Raw genomic sequence first — 18788 nt, forward strand, 5'->3', positions numbered from 1 at the left:
GGACACCAGATGAAACCATGCGCGGAAACCCAGACCCTTCCGCGTGAGCAAGACCCCAGTGCAATTTCGCATCATCCCCGTGACCCCCTTTCAGCAGAACACCACCTTGCTCTGGTGCGAACGCACTCGCGCGGCGGTCATCGTCGACCCCGGCGGCGAGGCCGAGCGCATCCTCGCCCAAGTGGCAGCGCTCGAGCTCGAGCCTGAATCCGTCCTGCTCACCCACGGCCACCTCGACCACGTCGGCGCCAGCGCCGAGGTCTCGCGCACGCTCGGCATCCCGATCTGGGGCCCGCATCCCGACGACGCCTTCTGGCTCAATGCGCTGGCCGAGCAATGCGAGATGTTCGGGTTCCCGCCCGTCACCGCTTTCGAGCCCGACCGTTGGCTCCGAGCAGGCGATCGCATCACCCTCGGCGATGAGGCCCTCGATGTCCTGCATTGCCCCGGTCATACCCCGGGCCATCTGGTCTTCTTCGACGCAAAGAGCAGGCTGGCCCAGGTCGGCGACGTCCTCTTCAAGGGCTCGATCGGACGCACGGACTTTCCGCGCGGAAACCATCGCCAGCTCCTGGACTCGATCCGAGAGCGCCTGTTTCCGCTCGGAGACGATGTGCGCTTCATCCCGGGACACGGCCCGATGTCCACCCTGGGCGAGGAACGACGCACCAACCCCTTCGTTCGCGAATAGGCGCGTTCGCCGAGCAACGTCCGCAACCGGGCAGCGGCCCGCGGAAGGAGCGGCATCATGCGAAAACCAGGTATCTCCACGCCGACATCGGGCCGGAAGAGCAGTCCGCCGCGCAACCGTCCATTGCGCAACCCGCAAGCCGAGTCGCCCGACGCGCCGCCGCAAACGGCACTGAAACGCACCAAAAAGGCCCACTTTCTCGAACCCTACCGACTCTCCGAGTCGGCTCGCGCGGCCCTGCTCGCGTGCCTCGGCGATCACGCGGTCGGTGATCCGGAGAGTCGCGAGCTGTTCGCCGCCGCCGTCGAGTACGGCATCGCGAGCTGTCGAGCGCCCTCGACGAAGACCCGCGTCAACGAGAAACCTGCGATCGCGGCCGAGCAGAAGATCCGCCCGGCAGAGAAACCGGCCGCCGGGCCGTCGGCAAGCCCCGCCGCAGAGCCTACCTCGAATCCAAGCGCCTCCCTCGCGGCGCTCGCAGAGACCGCGCGTCGGCTCGTCCGAGGGCTCGGAGCGCTCGACGACCGGTCCCGCGAGGCCATCGGCAACCGCCTGCGCAACTCCGACCCTTTCGACCGTGCCCATGGCCAGGCCTATCTGGATGCGGTCCGCCGCGAGGTCGAGCGCATCGCCGAGGCCGCCGCGGCCCTCGACACGCCGTCCGCGTCGTCCATCTCCCCGCCCGCCTCCTCCTCGGACCCCACGCCCGCACCGGCGGCCGCCGCACAGGCCGAGGATCCGATCGAAGAGACGGCGCATCGCCTCGTACGGCGCGTCGCGGACGCCTACGAGGCCTGTTTCGAGACCAAGGCCGAGACCGGCGCGGGATACCCCTTCATTCCGGTCCTTCGACTCATCGCCGAGGACGCCGGGATCGCACTGCCTGCCGCCGACGCGCCGCTTCTCGAGATCCTGCCCGCGCATTGCCGGACCTAAACCATCGATACGACCACGATGACGACAACCACAATGACGACGCACGGGCTCGACACATCTGCCGTGCTCGACGAGGTCTACAGTCGTCGGGCCGTTCGGCCGCGTTTCTGAGTACAATGGTCGGTCCGTGGGCAACGGTTGGCGGGTATCAAATGCTATTCGAGCGCTTTCTCAAGAAAAAACGACAAGAGACACACAAGGACGAGGACCAGGAGGTTCTGGCCGAACGCGCCCGCAACCATGAAGACCCTGCGGTGCGGCGCGAGGCCACGCGGCGGCTCGTCGCCCTGCCCCATCTTCGGGTGATCCTCGCCGAGGACATCGACGCCGGCGTGCGCGAGATCGCCGCTGCCCGCTATCGCCATCTCCTGTGCCGAACCCAGCCGGCGGAGCTCGCCGCCGAGGCGATCGGCGTTGCCGCGCGCGTCGCGGAGCTGTCGCACGTCGAGGATGCACGCATCCTGGAGCAGGTCGCCGTCCAGGGCCTCGATCCCGAGGTCCGTCGCGCCGCGATCGAGCGACTTGCCTCTGCCGAGGTGCTTGCGCTCTGCGCGGTTCAGGATCCCCTCGCGGCCAACCGCGGCGCCGCGGTGGAGCGCATCGCGACCAAGGACGCCCTCGAGCAGGTCGTGCGCCAGATCGGCAAACGCGACAAGAACGTCTACCGCAGCGCGCGCGAGAAGCTTCGCCTGATCGCCGAGCGCGAAGAGCGTCCGCTGCGCGTGCGCGCACTCTGCGAAGAGCTCTGCCAGAAGGCCGAGCGTCTCGGGCGGCTCGAGCAGTGGAACCAGGATCGCGCCATCCTCGATCTGCTCGACCGCCAATGGGCCGAGATCCGAGACGAGGCCGAGCCGGACTGGCGCACGCGCTACGAAAGCGCACGGGAGCGCTTCATCCGGGCCTTCGGCGGCCACGCGCGCGAGACCGCCGCCCGGGTCGCCGCCGAAGAGGCACACGAGTCATTGCAGGCCGAACGACTCGCCTTGCTCGACTCCCTCGCCGAGGCACCGGCGCTGACCACGGAGCAAGAGATTCGCGCCCTGTGCGACCGGATCTCCACCGCCTGGGACGCCCTCGACGCCCTTCCGCCGCAGCGCCAGCAGCCCCTCGACCAACGCTACCGCAGGCTCATGGACGCGGTCGACGCCGCACGTGCGGCGCTCGGCGATCAACGCAAGCGCCTCTCCCAACTGCACAAGTCGAGCAATCGGGCACAAAAGCTCATCGACGAGCCCAAGGCGCTCGATCTGCGTGCGACCAAGACCTTCATCGAGCAGGCGCGCGCACTCGCCGCCGAGCTCCCCGCAACCGCCGAGACCGAAGCCTTCCTCGCACTCGTCGAGCGCCTCGAATCGCGCACCAAGACCCAACGCAAGAACGCCGAGCACCGTCTCAAGCAGCTCCCCGAAAAACTCGCCGAGCTGGAAAAACACCTCGAGGGCGGCGAGCTGAAGAAGGCCGACCCGCTCTTCCAAAGCCTGCGTGCCGGCCTGGATCTGGTCGAGGCCAGCGCACTGCCCAAGGACGCCGCCCGGGAGATCGCTGCACGCCTGCATGTGCTCGCACCGCGTCTGCGCGACCTTCAGCACTGGCGCCGCTGGGGTGCCGATCAGCATCGCGACGGTCTCTGCGAGGAGATGGAGCAGCTCATCGACGCCGATCTGCCGCTGCAAGCCCTGAGCGAGCGACTCCAGACCATGCGCATGGATTGGAAAGGTTTGGAGAAGGCCGGACCGCGCGCCAACCCCGCCGTCGCCGAGCGTTTCCACAAGGCATGCGAGGCCGTCCAAGAGCGCTGCCGCCCCTACCTCGAGGCCCAAGCGGCGGAGCGCGAGGCCAACCGCGCCGCGCGCGAGTCCGTCTGCGACCAGATCGAAGACTTCCTCTCCAAGGTCGATTGGGACCGCATCGACTGGAAACGCGTCCTGCGCGCCGAGCGCGAAACCCGCCACACCTGGGCCTCCATCGGACCGGTGGACCCGCGCCACTTCAAGCCGCTCGAAGGGCGCTTCCGCCAAGCACTCAAGCAGCTCGACCGCCGCCTGGATGCGGAGCGCAAACACAATCAGGCGATGAAACACGCGCTGATCGCCAAGATCGAAGCCTTGGTGGACGAGCCCGATCTGGACGCCGCCATCGAGCAGACCAAGGCACTCCAGCGCGAATGGCACACCACCGTGCCGGCGCGCCACAAGGACGAGAACAAGCTCTGGCAGACCTTCCGCAGCGCCTGCGACGCCATCTTCGAGCGTCGCGCCGCGCTGCACCAGGCACACGCCAACGAGATGAAGGAGCATCTCGCCACGCGCGAGAGCATCTGCAACGACGCCATCGCACTCGCCCGAACCGAGCAGGATCCGAAACGGCTCCGCACCGAGCTACGCGAGCTCGAACGCCGCTGGGACGACGCCCAGTCCATGCCCGTCCCGCGCCAGAGCGCCGGCCCGCTCAACGAGCGTTGGCGCGAGACCCGCGAGGCGCTCAAGCAGCACCAGCGCGAGTGCGAGGACCAACAGCGTCGAGGCGCACTCGATCTGCTGCAACGCCAAGCCGAGCTCTGCGAGCGTCTCGAGCTCGGACTCCTCGGAGAAACCGACCCGCCGCTCGCCCCGGAAGCGGCCGAGCAGGCCTGGGCGGAACTACCTCGGCAACAAGACAACGAGATCCAAGACGCCATCGCCGCGCGCTTCGCGTCCGCACTCGCCGCCGCCCGCGAACCCGAGCAGCTCGCCGCGCTGCGCAGTCGCTACGATGCCAATGCCGCGCGCCTGATCCAGCTCTGTCTGCAGCTCGAGATCCTCGCAGGCGTCGAGACCCCGCCCGAGTTTGCCCAACAGCGCCTGGAATTTCAGGTCGCACGCCTGACCGAGCGCATGGTCGACGGCGAGGAGGATCCACTGCAAGGCAGCGCCAGACTCCTCAAAGAGTGGTATCTCTGCGGTCCCGCGCCCCGTTCCAGCGGCCTCGACAGCCGTTTCGAACGTATCCGCCAGGCCCTCGCCGGAGGAACGCGCGAGGCAAGGGTCTGAAACGGCGGAACGACGGCCAAACCACAGGATCTGCCCCCGGGATACCCTCGATGGATGATTCCGACTCACCACACCGCAAACGCCGGCACCGCACCTGGAACCCGGCGTGCGAGCCGCGCAACCCGAGCGAAGACCCCGGCGTCGAGCTCGCGCTGCTCGGCACCGTCAGCGCCGGGTCCCCGATCGAGCATCTCGAAGACCCCGAGACCATCGTCGTCCCCACGCACATGACGCGCGCCGGATCCTACGCCTTGCGCGTCCGCGGAGACTCCATGGTCGAAGACGGCATACACAACGGCGACATCGTCATCGTCGACCCCCGCCCGACAGCCGAAACCGGCACGACCGTCGTCGCACGCATCGACGGCGAGCGTGTCACCCTCAAACGCTTCTACCCCGAGAACGACCGCATCCGCCTCCAGCCCGCCAATCCGGACATCGAGCCGCTCATCCTGCACGACGGCGACATCGAGATACTCGGCGTCGTCTCGGGTGTCGTGGTCATGTCCGCTTAGCCGATTTCCGGACGTAAGCCTCCAGGCTGCGCATGCCTGGAGCTCTTGCTGGGCGCAACCTCGGTCGCCCCTCATCGGAAGGCCGCTTTCCGCTTGTGGATGCGATGGCGAAGGTGCGGATCGGACGCGGGTCAGCGGGTTCTGAGCAAGCGTTGCTCCGAGCCGTAGTCGGGCGTGTTGGTGCCGGGAATGGCGTCGTAGAGCTTGCCGTCGCGGATGATCAGGCGCTCGTTCGAGCCATAGGCCGGGGTGCGGGTGCCTTTGATCGCTGGGTAGACGATGCCGTTGCGCTCGATCATGAGCGGACCGCCGTAGTCCGGTGTCTCGGTTCCGGGGATGGGCGTCCAGATCTCGGTGTCGGCGTTCGCGAGCGGCGTCCATGTGACGGCGACGATCGGCAGCGCCGTCTGCCAAGCGGTTCTTGCTTTCCTGTTCATTGGGTTCCTCCAATCCACCCTGGCCTGATCGATCGAAAGGGGCGCGACGCCTGTCGATGCCGCGCGGGGCATCGGCTTGATCGAATCCAGAGCCTGACCGTCGCTGCCGGCGTCCGTGCCAGCGTAGACCGAAACGGATGAAACCGGCCCGCCGGCAAGCTTGTGACGGACCGGGTCGGAGGCGCCGAGCCGAATCTATCCGATCGGCTCAGCCGCCGGCCTCCGGGCGCATATGCGGAAACAGCAGCACGTCGCGGATCGACGGCGAGTCGGTGAAGAGCATCACGAGGCGGTCGATGCCGATGCCCTCGCCCGCCGTCGGCGGCATGCCGTGCTCAAGGGCGCGGATGTAGTCGGCATCGAAATACATCGCCTCGAGATCGCCGGCGTCCTTCTCGGCGACCTGCTGGCGGAAGCGCTCCGCCTGGTCTTCGGCGTCGTTGAGCTCCGAGAAGCCGTTGGCGATCTCGCGTCCGCCGACGAAGAACTCGAAACGGTCGGTGACGAAGGGGTTCTCGTCGTTGCGACGGGCCAGCGGAGAGACCTCGGTCGGGTATTGGGTAATGAAGGTCGGGGCCATCAGACGGTGCTCGGCGGTGTGCTCGAACAGCTCGATCTGGACCTTGCCGAGACCCCAGCCCGGTTTGAGGGCGATCCCCAGTCGGGCGGCGACCGCGCGAGCGCCGTCGAGGTCGTCGACATCGCCCGGTCCGAGATCCGGATTGAAGTGCAGGATCGCCTCGCGGACGGTCATCCGCGCGAACGGTTGACCGAAGTCGTAGTCCTCGCCCTGATAGTGGATCAGGGTGCGGCCGAGGACCTGCTCGGCCATGGCGCGCAGCATCTGCTCGGTGAGGTCCATCAGGTCGCGATAGTCCGCGTAGGCCTCGTAGAACTCGAGCATGGTGAACTCGGGGTTGTGACGCGTGGAGAGCCCCTCGTTGCGGAAGTTGCGGTTGATCTCGTAGACCTTCTCCAGACCGCCGACCACCAACCGCTTGAGAAACAGCTCGGGCGCGATGCGCAGAAAAAGCTGCATGTCCAATGCGTTGTGATGCGTGACGAAGGGGCGCGCGACCGCACCGCCCGGGATGACCTGCATCATCGGGGTCTCGACCTCCAGATAACCGCGGGCGTTGAGATAGTCGCGGATGAACTGGATGACGCGGGTGCGGATGAGAAAGGTGTCGCGCGTGCCGCCGTTCATGATGAGATCGAGATAGCGCTGGCGGTAGCGGCTCTCCATGTCGGTTAGACCATGGAATTTCTCGGGAAGCGGCCGTAACGCCTTGGTCAGCAGCCGAATGCTGTCGCACTTGATCGACAGCTCGCCGGTCTTGGTCTTGAACAGCAGACCTTCGGCGCCGAGGATGTCTCCCAAATCGTAGTCGCGCTTGAAGACGGCATAGGCGTCCTCGCCGACCAGGTCGCGCTGGACGAAGAGCTGGATGCGCCCGGACATGTCCTGCACATGCGCGAAGCTCGCCTTGCCCATGACGCGTCGGCTCATCAGCCGGCCGGCGACCTTTACGCGCAGCCCGAGTGCCTCGATCGCCTCGGGCTCCCGCTCGCCGTATTCGGCCAGCAGCTCTCCCGCGACCACGTCACGCCGAAAATCATTCGGAAACGCAGGGCCTTGGGCGCGCAACTGCGACAGCTTCTCGCGCCGCTGCGCGATCAGCTTGTGCTCGTCGACCGCGTCCTCGTGCGAGGCCGTCGTATTGGTGTTCTGGTCTTGCTCGCTCATCGATCCCCCTTAAACCGCTTCCGTCGCAACACGCTCATGTCGCCGCTTCGTCGAGTGAACTGCACGCCAACGTGCGTCTGAGCAGAAGCGGTTTAAGAATTGAAATGTTTAACATCTTGAACCGCGTCGGCTCGGAGCGTCCTGGAGACCGCGACGCCGCAGCCGCACCCCCGGCTTTGGAACACACCCGGACGCGGTTCAATCTTAGAGACCGCTCTTCAGACTCGCCTCAATAAAGGGATCCAGATTCCCGTCGAGCACCGACTGAGTGTTGGCGATCTCCACGTTTGTCCGCAGATCCTTGATCCTTGATTGATCAAGGACATAGGAGCGAATCTGGCTGCCCCACCCAATGTCCGACTTGGTGTCTTCGATCGCTTGCTGACTCGCGCGCCGGTTCTGCATCTCGAGCTCGTAGAGCTTGGCCTTGAGCTGCTTCATCGCGTGGTCTTTGTTCTTGTGCTGCGATCGATCGGTCTGACACTGGACCACGATCCCGGTCGGGTTGTGGGTGATGCGCACGGCGGACTCGGTCCGGTTGACGTGCTGGCCGCCGGCGCCGCTCGCACGGTAGACGTCGATACGCAGATCCGCGGGATTGATCTCGATGTTGACGCTGTCGTCGACCTCGGGCGAGACGAAGACGGCGGCAAACGAGGTGTGGCGGCGATTACCCGAGTCGAACGGCGACTTGCGCACCAGGCGATGGACGCCGGTCTCGGTGCGCAGCCAGCCGAAGGCGTAGTCGCCCGAGAACTGGATGGTCGCCGACTTGATGCCCGCGACCTCGCCGGGCGAGACCTCGAGCAGCTCGGTCTTGAAGCCGCGGCGCTCGCCCCAGCGCAGATACATGCGCAACAGCATCTCGGCCCAGTCCTGTGCCTCGGTCCCGCCCGAGCCGGCTTGGATGTCCACATAGGCGTTCTTCGCGTCCATCTCGCCCGCGAACATGCGGCGGAACTCGAGCACGGCGACCTTGGACTCTTGCTGCTCCAAGTCCTTCGCAACCGCGTCGAGCGTCTCCTCGTCCTGCTCCTCGGCGGCCATCGCAAGCAGATCGTCGGCATCGACGAGCCCGGTCGTGAGCTCGTCGATCGTGAGCACGATGGCTTCGAGCGTGGCACGCTCGCGCCCGAGGGTCTGGGCACGTTCCGGATCGTTCCAGACCGTCGGGTCTTCCAGCTCGCGCAGGACCTCGGTCAAACGCTCTTTGCGCTCGGGGTAGTCAAAGATACCCCCTAAGGGACTCGACACGTCCCTTGAGGTCACTGATTTGGTGGGCGATCGGGTTGATGTCGAGCATCGGGATATCCGTCCGGAAAAATCGTTAAGTATACGCCGCCGGAGCGAGTGCGTGCGGATGTTGCAATCGGCGTCGATCCGGGCACGCCATTGCCCGACCTGACCCCTGTCGTCTTTCGCGATCGGTTCTATACTCAGGAATAGGTCAACCAACCGGCTCCGACCCTAACCATGGCACGCTTGCCCCGATTCGTCCTGCCCGGCTATCCGCAGCATGTCATCCAGCGCGGAAACAATCACGAGCGGATCCTCTACGAGGAAGAAGACTACTGGTTCATGTGGGAGAAGATCGGCGCCGCCGCCGAGAAATTCCAATGCGACCTGCATGCCTACGTGCTGATGCCGAATCACTTCCATCTCCTGCTCACGCCGCGCCTGGAGAACGGTGTCGGCAAACTGATGCAGTATGTCGGCCGCTACTATGTCCAGCACTTCAACGCCCGCTACGAGCGCACGGGCACGCTCTGGGAAGGCCGCTATCGCGCGACCCTGCTCGACCCCAAACAGTTTTTGGTCCCCGTCAGTCATTACGTGGAGGCCAATCCGGTGCGGGCCGGACTCGTGAAGCGCGTCGGCGACTACGGATGGTCGAGCTACGGCGCGAACGCACTCGGCGAGGACGACCCCTTGGTGACGCCGCACGCGGAGTACGATCGACTCGGACGCAGCACGAAGGCCCGTCGCACCGCGTATGCCGCGCAGGCCGAGCAGCCGCTTGAGGAGACGCTCCTGGCCCGGATTCGGGATGCCACCAACAAGGCCTGGGTGCTCGGCGACGAGACCTTCTGCGAGTCGATCGAGACGAAACTGAACCGGCGCGCCCTGCCCCGGCAACGCGGCGGGGACCGACGCTCCGCCGCCTATCGACGCGCGGCGGGACGCGCATGAGCCGGACACTCGGATTGATCCACTCGCCCCGCGAGGCCGATGAGTTCTTCACGGACGAAGGCTGCTTCATCCTCGAGACCTGGAATCGCGCGGACGACCCGACGCTGTCCGTTGCCCGTGCGAGGGTCGAGCGCGGCGTCACGACCCGCTTGCATAAGCTGGCCGGGATCGCCGAGCGCTATCTGATCCTCTCGGGGTCGGGCCGCGTCGAGGTGGAGGGCATTCCGCCGCAGTCCGTCGGTCCGGGCGATCTGGTCTACATCCCCGCCGATCGGGGCCAACGGATCGCCAACACGGGGGACGGCGACCTCGTCTTCCTGGCCATCTGTACCCCGCGCTTCGTACCGGAGGCCTATCTGGACATCGATCCCGACCCGCCGACCTGACCCGCGCTGCGTCGCAAGTGGCTTGACCGACCCCCGGACACGGACCAACAATATCTGCATGGCCGATATCTTCATCGAACGCGAGCACACACTGGGACTCGATCGAGCACTCGAGCAGGTCGCGACCCTCGCGGGTCTGCTCGTCGACGAGCTCGATGCCCGATGTGCGTGGAACGGCAATCGGCTCGATTTCACACGGCCGGGTGCAAGCGGACGTGTCGAGGTCACCGAGACCCTGTTGATCCTCGAGGTCTCGCTCGGATTCCTGCTCAGACCCTTCAAAGACCGGATCGAGCAGGGCATTACCGAGAAGCTCGACAGCCTGGTTCCGTGCCTCCCCTCGGTCTGACACGCGTCCCCGAGCGGCCGGTCGAGGTGACATGAGATCCCGGACGCACGCCCAAACCCCGGCGGCGATCGGCGCGATCAATGACGTCTTCCATCTCTACGACCCGCCGCTGTGGCTCGTCACGGCGCGCGACGGAGCGCGCCGCGGCGGCTTCATCGCGACCGCCGCAACGCGCGCATCCATCGTCCACGAGATCCCGCGTATGCTCGTCGCGGTCGCCAAGCACCATCACACCTGGGGCTTGATCGAGGCGAGCGGATCCTTCGCGCTGCATCTGATCGCAGCCGACGACATCGCCAGCGTTCGGCGCTTCGGGCTCGCCTCGGGACACCAGCTCGACAAGTTTGCCGACCGGCCCCGGCGCCACACACCTGCGGGCTCGCCCTTGATCGAAGAGGCCATGTCGTGGATGGACTGCCGGGTCGAGGCGCGCATGGATATCGGCGACCGCACCACCTACCTGGCCGAGGTGACCGCAGGCGCGGTGTTGCGACGCGGCCCGGTCCTGACGGTCGCGGCTCTGCTGCGGGATGCACCCGAGGCCGATCGTGCCGAGCTGAAACGCCTCTACGCGAAAGATCAAGAGACCGATCGAGCGGCGATCCTGGCCTGGCGTCGATCTGGTAATGACGGGTAAGGCGACGTCGTCGATGCGGCTGCTCACCCAAGCCTCAAGCCGGCCGTAACACCCGCTCCGAGGGGTCACGTCGACCCTGCAGCGCCCTGCGCCGCATGTCGATGCAGCAGCAGCTCCGAGCAGGCCCCGTCAGGTGAAGCCGCAAGAGTCGACCTGCTCCGCCCTGGGTCGGACTTCAGTCCGACGCCCTCCCGCTGCATCACGGCCGGACGGAAGTCCGGCCCACATCGACTCGACGACACACAAACATCACAGTGCGTCGGTATAACGACAGCCGCCGCGCGTTTTCGGGCGCCGGGCGATCGGTGGGGCGTGCCATCGGAAACACCCGACGTGCAACCGCGACCCCGCAGGCACTCGCGCCCGATCGAAATCTGACATCTGGCGCGGGTTATGCTTAGATGACGGGCAACCGGCCACGCTCGGCTCGGTTCCGCCCGAAACCACGACCGAATCGCCCGAGCACCAAACCCTCCCGCAGTACGAGACTCAAACATGCAACTTCCCAACCACAAGACCAAGATCGTCGCGACGATCGGCCCGGCGTCGGATTCGCCCGAGATGCTCCGGGCCTTGATCGAGGCCGGCATGAACGTAGCCCGATTGAACTTCTCCCACGGTGATCCGCACTATCACGGGGCGCTGATCGGGCGCATCCGCGAGGCGGCGGCAGCCACCGGGCGGCGCGTCGCCATCATGGGCGACCTACCCGGCCCCAAGATGCGCATCGGCGATCTGGCCGAGGAGCCGGTCGAGCTGCAGCGCGACGATATCCTCACCCTCACGACCGAGGACATCGTCGGCGACAAGTCGCGCGTCTCCATGAGCTTTCTCGACCTCCCGGCGGCGGTGCAGCCGGGTGACAGACTCTTTCTCAACGACGGATTCATCCTGTTGAAGGTCCTCGAGGTCGAGGGCTCGGAGATCCGCTGCAGCGTGCGCGTCGGCGGTGAGCTGCGCTCGCGCAAAGGATTGAACTTTCCGGGCATCAATCTCGGCATCAGTGCCTTCACCGAGGACGATCACGGCTGGCTGCGTTTCGCCGCCGAGCACGGCCTGGACGCGGTGAGTCAATCCTTCGTGGCCACGGACGACGACATCCTTGCCGTGCGCCGCGCGGCCGACGCCATCGGCTATGCCCCCTTCATCATCGCCAAGATCGAGCGCGCCGATGCGCTCGACAATCTCGAGGCCATCCTGCGTGCCGCCGACGGCATCATGGTCGCGCGCGGCGATCTCGGCGTGGAGATCCCCATCGAGCGGATCGCCGTGGTGCAGAAGCAGATCACGGAGCTCGCCAATCGCTTCGGCAAACCCGTGATCACGGCCACCCAAATGCTCGAATCCATGGTGACCTTCCGCCGCCCGACCCGCGCCGAGGCGACCGATGTCGCCAATGCGATCCTGGGCGGGACCGACTGCGTCATGCTCTCCGCCGAGTCGGCAATGGGGCGCTACCCGATCGAGTCCGTCGCCATGCTGGCGAGCATCGCCACTCACGTCGAGCCGGAGCGCAGCAAGCAGCCCTTCGTGCGCGCCATGGACGGATTCCAGGGCTCCGGTCGGATGCGAGCTGTGGACCTCATCGCCGCCAGCGTCTACCACACCATCAAAGATAGCGCCCCGCAGGCGGTCGTCGTCCCCACTCAAACCGGCAGCACGCCACGCAATGTCGCGCGCTTCCGACTCCCGGTCTGGATCATCGCCTTCAGCCCGAATGCGGCCACCTGTCAGGCGTTGCAGTTCTCCTACGGCATCCATCCGATTCAGGTCGAGTCCGACCGCTCCGACTGGTCGAGCTTCGTGCGGCACTGGCTCTACGAGCGCGGGATCCGCGAAGGCTTGGTCTTGCTGACCCAGGGCCCGACCATTGAAAACCCCTGCGGAAATTATCGGATGGAGATCCTGGAGCTGGAGGCGCCGCCCGGGCAGCACTGTGATTGAGCCCGGCCGGACGACATCACGATCGAGGGCATAAGGTGATCGCCGGAAGAGACCCTTCCGGCCCGTCGGGGCTCAAAGGGGATTGTAGGGGCGCGACTCGAGTCGCCTCCTCATGCGGCGCCCATGCGCGAGCGCGGCAATCCCCGCCCATCCCCCAAGGCAACGAACGCGCGCTCGGAGGACCGGCTCAGCGCCCCATCTGATTGAGATGAAAGCGGCTTCGCAAAAACCCCTGGAAGTGTCCGACCTCTTCGAGCGCGAGCTTCAGACGCCCCTCTTCGATTCGATTCAGGCGCTCGAGCGGTAGATAGTTGTTCGGCTCGCGGTCCTCCTCGAGCGCGAGCAGCTGTGCGCGAAGCCGCAGGGTCACCAGGAAGTCCAGGGCCGCGATCAGGCTCTCCGCCTGCTCCGATCGCAGGATCCCTGCCCCCTCCAGCCCGAACACACGACCACGGGTACCGCCGTCGCCGACGCCAGCCTGCAAGGCCATCGCCTTGACACCCTCCGTGATCGGAAAGATGCCGGCCTTCTTCAACTCGATGCTGCCGCGGTGAGGTCCGTGCCGCTCCGGCTTAATCCCCCCGAAAAAACCCAACGGCGGCTTGAACCCGACCGCATTGGCGGCGCTGTACGCGAGAAACAGGTTATTGGCGCGCAACTGCGCCGTGATGTGGGCCTTCAAGTCGGCCTCGAAGCTCGCGTCTCCGTAAAGGGTGCGAAGATCGAAAAACATGCTGCCCGAGAGGATGTTCTCGGGCGACGGGGTCCGCAGCCATCTCTCGAGGACACGCTTCCAGTCGGAGAGACTGCGCCGCCACGCCTCGTTCTTCGCCATAATGCCGCCCGGGCAAGGCGGGACGCCGATCCCCACGAGATGATCGATCAGGTCGACACTGAAGGCGGCGAGGCGCTCGCGCTCTGTCTCCGTCAGATCGTCTGCGTAGACGATCGCGTTGTCCTGATCCGTGGAGAGTGTCTGCTCTTGCCGACCTTCACTCCCCAGCGCGAGGAAGGCAAAGCGGTCGGTGAGATCAGGGTAGCGCGCGGTGCGCACCAGCTCGATCAAACGCACCAGGATGCGGTCGTTCAAATGTGCCACCGTCTGCACCAGATCCTTGGTCGCCACGCCCGTGCCCGCCAAATGCACGACGAGCTTCTCCAACTTCTCGTGCAGAACCTTCAGATCATCGACGTCAGCCGCCTCCTCGATCTCCTTCATCAACTGCTGCGGCGAGCGACTTTGCAGCCGCAACGCGTCGGAGTCCGTCACGATCCCGCAAAGCGCACCACTCGCATCCACGACACACAGCCTGTGGATACGCCGTCGACTCATGAGATGGAGCGCCTCGAAGAGATAGTCGTTCTCGCCGATCGTCACCAACGGGCTGTTCATGATGTCGCTCACGCGCAACTCGCCGGGATCCCGCCCCCGCGCCACGACCTTGTTGCGCAGATCGCGGTCCGTCACCATGCCGACCGGCACCTGATCCGAGCACACGACGATGCTCGAGATATTCCGCTCGCTCATCATCTCGACGGCAGCAACCAACGACTCATCCTGCTCGCAGGTCACGACATCGCGTTGACACAGGTCCCTGACGGGAACAAAAAAAACATTATCAGCGGACATTGGGCCTCGATAGCGATTGAGTTTGACGACACTGCGACAACGGTTGACGTACCTGTCGAGCCGTAAGGCTCTCCATCCGCGATTCGATGCACCCGCGACACCGATCGATCCGACAGGCATCGGCCGAATCCGCACACGCCACTTTAGCCCGGGGAACCCGATCACGCGAGACGGAACGAGCGGCGTCACCGCCGTGTCTGGCGCGAGGGTAAAAAAACCGAGTTAGCACAGCACATTTGGCGACGCCGGCGCCGACGAGCCGCACGACAGCGCAGCCGTTCCGGCGGCCTTGCACCCTGCCCTGGAGCCGCGGAAGATCGCCGATACCGATGCCCCGGCGCGGGCCTGTCGGCCCGATCTGAAGTCGTTTCCCGCAACGCATGACCCGGCGTTACACTCCGGACTTCGACTTGAATCTCCACCGACAGGATGAAAGCAGACATGATGCCGGTCGAGGCCATAGTGCTGGATATCGAGGGCACAACCACGTCGGTCGCGTTCGCGACCGGCGTCTTGTACCCCTACGCCCGCGAACGCCTGCCGAACTACGTCCGTCGGCACCGCAACGAGCCCGAGGTTGCGGCGATCATGGACGAGGCGCGGGAGGCGGGCGGCGTGTGGAACGACGAGGCGGTGGTGGTGCGCATGTGCCACTGGATGGAGCGGGACCAGAAGGTCACGCCGCTGAAGGCCCTGCAGGGGCTCATCTGGGAGGAGGGATACCGCAACGGCGAGCTGGTGACACCGCTTTATCCGGACGTGGCCCCGGCACTGCGGGACTGGCACGCGCTGGGGCTACGGCTCTACATCTACTCATCGGGATCGGTCCAGGCCCAGCAGCAGATCTACGGCCACACCGACGCCGGGGACCTGACGCCGCTGTTGTCCGGCTATTTCGACACCCGAACGGGACCCAAACGCGAGGTTGGCTCCTACCGGCGCATCGCCGAGGCCATCGGCGTGACTCCCCGGCGCATCCTGTTCCTGTCGGACGTGCGCGAAGAGCTCGACGCCGCCCGGGAGGCGGGGTGGCAGACGGTCTGGATGGTACGCGAGGGACTCGCGGGGCCGGCCGCGGCCCACCGGCGGGCCACACGCTTCGACCAGGTTCCGCTTCGATGAACCGGATTGAGTGCAGACCATGACCTTCCGCGCAGACCTCGAGATCGTCGCCGCGGCGCTGGAGAGTCAGGTTGCGGCCGCGCGCGGGCGTCGCACGCCGGTGTTGGCGCAACGCCCGCTGCTCGATCTGATCGAAGACCTCCATCTCGTCCGTCTTGCCCGCGAGGGCGGGCTCACGGGCGAGGCTCTGCAGCGGTTCACCGACGCTTACTTGGATAGCATCATCAATCTGCACCAGCCCGGCTACATGGGCCATCAGGTGGCGGTGCCTCACCCCGCTGCATCACTCGGCGCACTGATCGACGGACTGACGAACAACCCGATGGCCATCTACGAGATGGGACCCGGCGCCGCGGCCATCGAATGGTTCGTCATCAATTGGATGCTCGAAAAGGTGGGTTGGACACCGGCGCCCGCCGAGTCAGGGCAACGTGCCGATAGAACCTTTGGCGGCGGTGTACTGACCCACGGCGGCTCGCTGGCAAATCTGACGGCCCTGATCGCCGCGCGCAGCGCCCTTCGCCCCGATGCCTGGTGTCGGGGAGACCAAGGCGACCTCGCTGTCATTGCCCCGGAGAGCAACCACTACAGCATTGACCGCGCCGTCGGGATCCTCGGGATCGGCACCCGCAATATCTACCGGGTCCCCTGCGATTCCCGCGGCGCCATGCGGCCGGAAACCCTGCCGCAGATCCTGGCGCGCATCCGCGCCGACGCTCGCACGCCGTTGGCCCTCGTCGCCAATGCCTGCAGCACCGCGGTCGGCGTCTATGACCCGCTGCGGCCGATCGGCGAGCTCTGTCGCGAGCTCGGCATCTGGTTCCACGTCGACGGCGCCCACGGCGCCTCGGCGTTGCTGTCGACCGAATACCGCCATCGGCTGGACGGCGTGGAGCTGGCCAGCTCGCTGACCTGGGACGCACACAAGATGATGCGAACCCCATCGGTCTGCGCGGCGCTGCTGGTACGTGATCATCGCACCATCGACAGCGCCTTCTCGCAGCAGGCGAGCTACCTTTTCCACGACAAGGAGCAGCCGGGTTTCGATTTTCTGCATCGGTCCGTCGAATGCACCAAGAGCGCCATGGGGCTGCGGTTCTTCATGGTGCTCGCCGCGCTTGGCGAGCAGGGTCTTGCGCGCTACGTCGAGCACCAGTATCGCCTCGCCGAGCAAGTCCATGACTATCTGAACGGCATCGACGGGATCGAGGTCGCCGTCACGCCGGAGTCGAACATCCTCTGCCTGCGCCTGCCGGGAACGGACGCCCGCCAGCTCACCCTGCGCGACGGGATCCTCGACCACGGGGACTTCTACATCACCTCCACCGAATTCCAAGGTCGGCGCTGGCTACGGCTGGTCTTCATGAACCCGGAGACGACGCTGGAGGACGTCAAGCGGTTGGTGGGGCAGCTCCAGGCCATGGAGCCGTTGAAGTCGGACGGCGCCGTCGGTTAAAGCCGCAAAGGTCGCAAGTCGCAAAGGACGTCAATGCAACATGCCGGCGCTTGTTTCATGGGACGTGCAAATCCTAATGGTGCGTTCTGCACGATTTCCCGACCCCTACCTTGACGACCTCCCGCACTTTCGTCGGGGCCATCAAGACCGATCGGAAAGCAAGAACCCGCGATGGACGAATAGGCATCACCGGTGCAGGAAGCTCTTCGATGTCGGCGCCGCCTCGGACAGGATCCAGCCAAGGACGTCGGTCGGGTGATCGCCATGCTCATGGCGACTGCGGCGCGTCTCTCCAGTGGCTGAGTCTTGGTGTTGCGTCGAGAACGCACTCTTGTCGTTATGGCAAATGGCGCATAAAGTGACGCCAGCTGGCGATATTGATGGAGTAGATGGTCATGACGAACACGGCGACCGGGATCACGATCCCAAACCATCCCCAAGCAGCCGATCTCTTGAAGGTCTTGCAGACTCCGGCACCCCAGCTGGTCGAGCGGGTGCGCCGTGGCCTGCCCTTCACCGAGCTGGAGGCCCTGCGCGAACCCTTGGGCCTGTCGCTGCAGGAGCTGGCCGCCTATGCCGGCATTCCGAGCCGCACCCTGGTGCGGCGCCGTCAAGCCGGTCGTCTGGACCCGGCCGAGTCCGAGCGCGTGCTGCGTATCGAGCGACTCTTGGCCCTGGCAACCGAGATGCTGCGCGACGTCGAGCGCGCCCGGGACTGGCTCAAGTCGCCGAAGACCGCGCTCGCGGGTTTGCGTCCGCTCGACTACGCCGACACGGAAATCGGTGCGCGTGAGGTCGAGCAACTGATCGGCCGATTACGCCATGGGGTTTTTTCTTGAGATGGTTTCGTTTGCTTGACGAGGCCTATCTGGAAACGGCCTTCACCGGCGAAGGTGCGAGGCTCTTCGGCGGGCGTTGGAATTCACCCGGTGTTTCGATGGTGTATGCGGCCCAGTCGCTGTCGCTTGCGCAGCTCGAGCTGCTCGTCAACCTGGAGGCTGAAGACGTCCTGCGGGGACACTGGCAATACATTGAACTCGAGGTGGTGCCCGAGGCCGTCTTGGCTTGCGAGTTCGTGGCCGAGCTGCCCGCCGATTACGCCACCTGGCCGGCTTCGGCATCGACGCGATCGATCGGCGACGCCTGGGCCGCATCAGGCGTCTCGGTGGGGCTGACGGTGCCCAGCGCCGTGACGCCCGGCGAGCGCAACCTGATCCTGAATCCCGCCCATCCCGGCTTCGCCGAGGCCGTGGTGATCGGCGAGCCGAAAAGCTTGGTCCTGGACCGGCGTCTGGTCAAGGACCCGCCGACTTGAATGCCTGATCTAAGCGGCGGCCCCTGGGTGCGGGTGTCCGGGACCGGCGTTTGCGAAACAAGTAACCGCGCAGGGGACGACCTGCCCGAAACCGCCATAGGTTCGGCGAAAAGCGACCCAGCGCATGGTATTCACGGATCGTCCGCACGAGGCTTGCTGTCGCCTTGCTATTGTGGATACGGCAACGCTTAACGTGGTGCTGCCAGAATGATTGGGTCATCTCTATGCACCCGTAACCCATCTTTAACACGGTCGGGTCCGATTTCCTGTCCGCAGGCTGCCCATACCATTGATTCATATGTACACGGCAACCTCGCCGTGAAAAGTAGTGCCATATTATTTCGGCCTGCCACTAGGCAGCCGGCAGCGCATGGGCTAGCGTGTGGGCATGTACATCCGGCGCA

17 protein-coding genes are annotated in these 18788 nt (G+C 65.6%); 13 read left to right on the plus strand and 4 right to left on the minus strand.

Annotated elements, in window-relative coordinates; genetic code table 11:
* Nucleotides 1–58: 58 nt before the first annotated feature.
* The 4 genes from THIMADRAFT_RS19605 to THIMADRAFT_RS19620 all read left to right on the plus strand — a co-directional run bounded on the left by THIMADRAFT_RS19605 (nt 59) and on the right by THIMADRAFT_RS19620 (nt 5171).
* Nucleotides 59–691, plus strand: a complete 633-nt coding sequence (locus tag THIMADRAFT_RS19605) for an MBL fold metallo-hydrolase (protein ID WP_007194840.1) — start codon at nt 59–61, stop codon at nt 689–691.
* Between the two features lie 57 nt (nt 692–748).
* Nucleotides 749–1627, plus strand: coding sequence for a hypothetical protein (locus THIMADRAFT_RS19610; RefSeq protein ID WP_007194841.1), 879 nt, complete (start codon nt 749–751; stop codon nt 1625–1627).
* Nucleotides 1628–1779: 152 nt separating this feature from the next.
* The gene (locus THIMADRAFT_RS19615) at nt 1780–4656 is read left to right on the plus strand and encodes a DUF349 domain-containing protein (protein WP_007194842.1); all 2877 of its coding nucleotides are present in this window, start codon (nt 1780–1782) and stop codon (nt 4654–4656) included.
* A gap of 50 nt (nt 4657–4706) precedes the next feature.
* Nucleotides 4707–5171 carry a LexA family protein gene (locus THIMADRAFT_RS19620; RefSeq protein ID WP_007194843.1) on the plus strand — a complete coding sequence of 155 codons (465 nt, stop codon included), beginning with the start codon at nt 4707–4709 and terminating at the stop codon, nt 5169–5171.
* A gap of 131 nt (nt 5172–5302) precedes the next feature.
* Here THIMADRAFT_RS19620 and THIMADRAFT_RS19625 read toward each other — a convergent pair whose 3' ends face one another.
* The 3 genes from THIMADRAFT_RS19625 to prfB form a co-directional block, all read right to left on the minus strand.
* Entirely contained in the window at nt 5303–5608 is a 306-nt protein-coding gene (locus tag THIMADRAFT_RS19625) for a hypothetical protein (RefSeq protein ID WP_007194844.1), read from the minus strand.
* A gap of 208 nt (nt 5609–5816) precedes the next feature.
* Complete coding sequence (gene lysS / locus THIMADRAFT_RS19630) at nt 5817–7355, minus strand: lysine--tRNA ligase (protein WP_007194845.1); 1539 nt, start codon at nt 7353–7355, stop codon at nt 5817–5819.
* Nucleotides 7356–7559: 204 nt separating this feature from the next.
* A protein-coding gene (prfB, locus tag THIMADRAFT_RS19635) for a peptide chain release factor 2 (RefSeq protein ID WP_007194846.1) occupies nt 7560–8658 on the minus strand; the annotation gives its coding sequence in 2 pieces (ribosomal slippage) (nt 7560–8582 and nt 8584–8658; 1098 coding nt in all).
* Nucleotides 8659–8828: 170 nt separating this feature from the next.
* Between prfB and THIMADRAFT_RS19640 the strand changes: the two genes are divergently transcribed.
* The 5 genes from THIMADRAFT_RS19640 (at nt 8829) to pyk (ending at nt 12861) form a co-directional block, all read left to right on the plus strand.
* A complete protein-coding gene (locus THIMADRAFT_RS19640) occupies nt 8829–9545 on the plus strand; it encodes a transposase (protein WP_007194847.1) in 717 nt (238 codons plus the stop codon).
* Entirely contained in the window at nt 9542–9931 is a 390-nt protein-coding gene (locus THIMADRAFT_RS19645; protein ID WP_007194848.1) for a cupin domain-containing protein, read from the plus strand. The genes THIMADRAFT_RS19640 and THIMADRAFT_RS19645 overlap by 4 nt, the downstream gene beginning before the upstream one ends.
* Before the next feature lie 58 nt (nt 9932–9989).
* On the plus strand, nt 9990–10280 hold the full coding sequence (locus THIMADRAFT_RS19650; protein ID WP_007194849.1) for a polyhydroxyalkanoic acid system family protein: 291 nt from the start codon (nt 9990–9992) through the stop codon (nt 10278–10280).
* A gap of 31 nt (nt 10281–10311) precedes the next feature.
* Nucleotides 10312–10917 carry a flavin reductase family protein gene (locus THIMADRAFT_RS19655; RefSeq protein WP_007194850.1) on the plus strand — a complete coding sequence of 202 codons (606 nt, stop codon included), beginning with the start codon at nt 10312–10314 and terminating at the stop codon, nt 10915–10917.
* A 495-nt stretch (nt 10918–11412) separates the two neighbouring features.
* Nucleotides 11413–12861 (plus strand): pyruvate kinase, encoded by a 1449-nt coding sequence (gene pyk / locus THIMADRAFT_RS19660; RefSeq protein WP_007194851.1) that lies wholly within the window; start codon nt 11413–11415, stop codon nt 12859–12861.
* A gap of 187 nt (nt 12862–13048) precedes the next feature.
* On the opposite strand, the gene THIMADRAFT_RS19665 is transcribed toward pyk, so the two are convergent.
* The gene (locus THIMADRAFT_RS19665) at nt 13049–14491 is read right to left on the minus strand and encodes a DUF294 nucleotidyltransferase-like domain-containing protein (protein ID WP_007194852.1); all 1443 of its coding nucleotides are present in this window, start codon (nt 14489–14491) and stop codon (nt 13049–13051) included.
* A gap of 429 nt (nt 14492–14920) precedes the next feature.
* On the opposite strand from THIMADRAFT_RS19665, the gene mtnC reads away from it, so the two are divergent.
* From mtnC to THIMADRAFT_RS19685, 4 genes are all read left to right on the plus strand, one after another.
* Nucleotides 14921–15613: an acireductone synthase gene (gene mtnC, locus THIMADRAFT_RS19670; protein WP_233490303.1), complete on the plus strand. Its 693-nt coding sequence runs from the start codon at nt 14921–14923 to the stop codon at nt 15611–15613.
* 19 nt (nt 15614–15632) lie between these two features.
* Nucleotides 15633–17069 carry a pyridoxal phosphate-dependent decarboxylase family protein gene (locus THIMADRAFT_RS19675; protein ID WP_007194854.1) on the plus strand — a complete coding sequence of 479 codons (1437 nt, stop codon included), beginning with the start codon at nt 15633–15635 and terminating at the stop codon, nt 17067–17069.
* Nucleotides 17070–17464: 395 nt separating this feature from the next.
* Nucleotides 17465–17908 (plus strand): type II RES/Xre toxin-antitoxin system antitoxin, encoded by a 444-nt coding sequence (parS, locus tag THIMADRAFT_RS19680; RefSeq protein WP_007194855.1) that lies wholly within the window; start codon nt 17465–17467, stop codon nt 17906–17908.
* Nucleotides 17905–18384: an RES family NAD+ phosphorylase gene (locus THIMADRAFT_RS19685; protein ID WP_040732685.1), complete on the plus strand. Its 480-nt coding sequence runs from the start codon at nt 17905–17907 to the stop codon at nt 18382–18384. The genes parS and THIMADRAFT_RS19685 overlap by 4 nt, the downstream gene beginning before the upstream one ends.
* Nucleotides 18385–18788 lie beyond the last annotated feature (404 nt).

The sequence above is a fragment of the Thiocapsa marina 5811 genome (assembly GCF_000223985.1).
GTDB lineage: Bacteria > Pseudomonadota > Gammaproteobacteria > Chromatiales > Chromatiaceae > Thiocapsa > Thiocapsa marina.

Coding starts and splice junctions, on each gene's coding strand:
- THIMADRAFT_RS19610 (WP_007194841.1), top strand. CDS start 749: ATGCGAAAACCAGGTATCTCCACGCCGACATCGGGCCGGAAGAGCAGT.
- THIMADRAFT_RS19615 (WP_007194842.1), top strand. CDS start 1,780: ATGCTATTCGAGCGCTTTCTCAAGAAAAAACGACAAGAGACACACAAG.
- THIMADRAFT_RS19620 (WP_007194843.1), top strand. CDS start 4,707: ATGGATGATTCCGACTCACCACACCGCAAACGCCGGCACCGCACCTGG.
- THIMADRAFT_RS19625 (WP_007194844.1), bottom strand. CDS start 5,608: ATGAACAGGAAAGCAAGAACCGCTTGGCAGACGGCGCTGCCGATCGTC.
- lysS (WP_007194845.1), bottom strand. CDS start 7,355: ATGAGCGAGCAAGACCAGAACACCAATACGACGGCCTCGCACGAGGAC.
- THIMADRAFT_RS19640 (WP_007194847.1), top strand. CDS start 8,829: ATGGCACGCTTGCCCCGATTCGTCCTGCCCGGCTATCCGCAGCATGTC.
- THIMADRAFT_RS19645 (WP_007194848.1), top strand. CDS start 9,542: ATGAGCCGGACACTCGGATTGATCCACTCGCCCCGCGAGGCCGATGAG.
- THIMADRAFT_RS19650 (WP_007194849.1), top strand. CDS start 9,990: ATGGCCGATATCTTCATCGAACGCGAGCACACACTGGGACTCGATCGA.
- THIMADRAFT_RS19655 (WP_007194850.1), top strand. CDS start 10,312: ATGAGATCCCGGACGCACGCCCAAACCCCGGCGGCGATCGGCGCGATC.
- pyk (WP_007194851.1), top strand. CDS start 11,413: ATGCAACTTCCCAACCACAAGACCAAGATCGTCGCGACGATCGGCCCG.
- THIMADRAFT_RS19665 (WP_007194852.1), bottom strand. CDS start 14,491: ATGTCCGCTGATAATGTTTTTTTTGTTCCCGTCAGGGACCTGTGTCAA.
- mtnC (WP_233490303.1), top strand. CDS start 14,921: ATGAAAGCAGACATGATGCCGGTCGAGGCCATAGTGCTGGATATCGAG.
- THIMADRAFT_RS19675 (WP_007194854.1), top strand. CDS start 15,633: ATGACCTTCCGCGCAGACCTCGAGATCGTCGCCGCGGCGCTGGAGAGT.
- parS (WP_007194855.1), top strand. CDS start 17,465: ATGACGAACACGGCGACCGGGATCACGATCCCAAACCATCCCCAAGCA.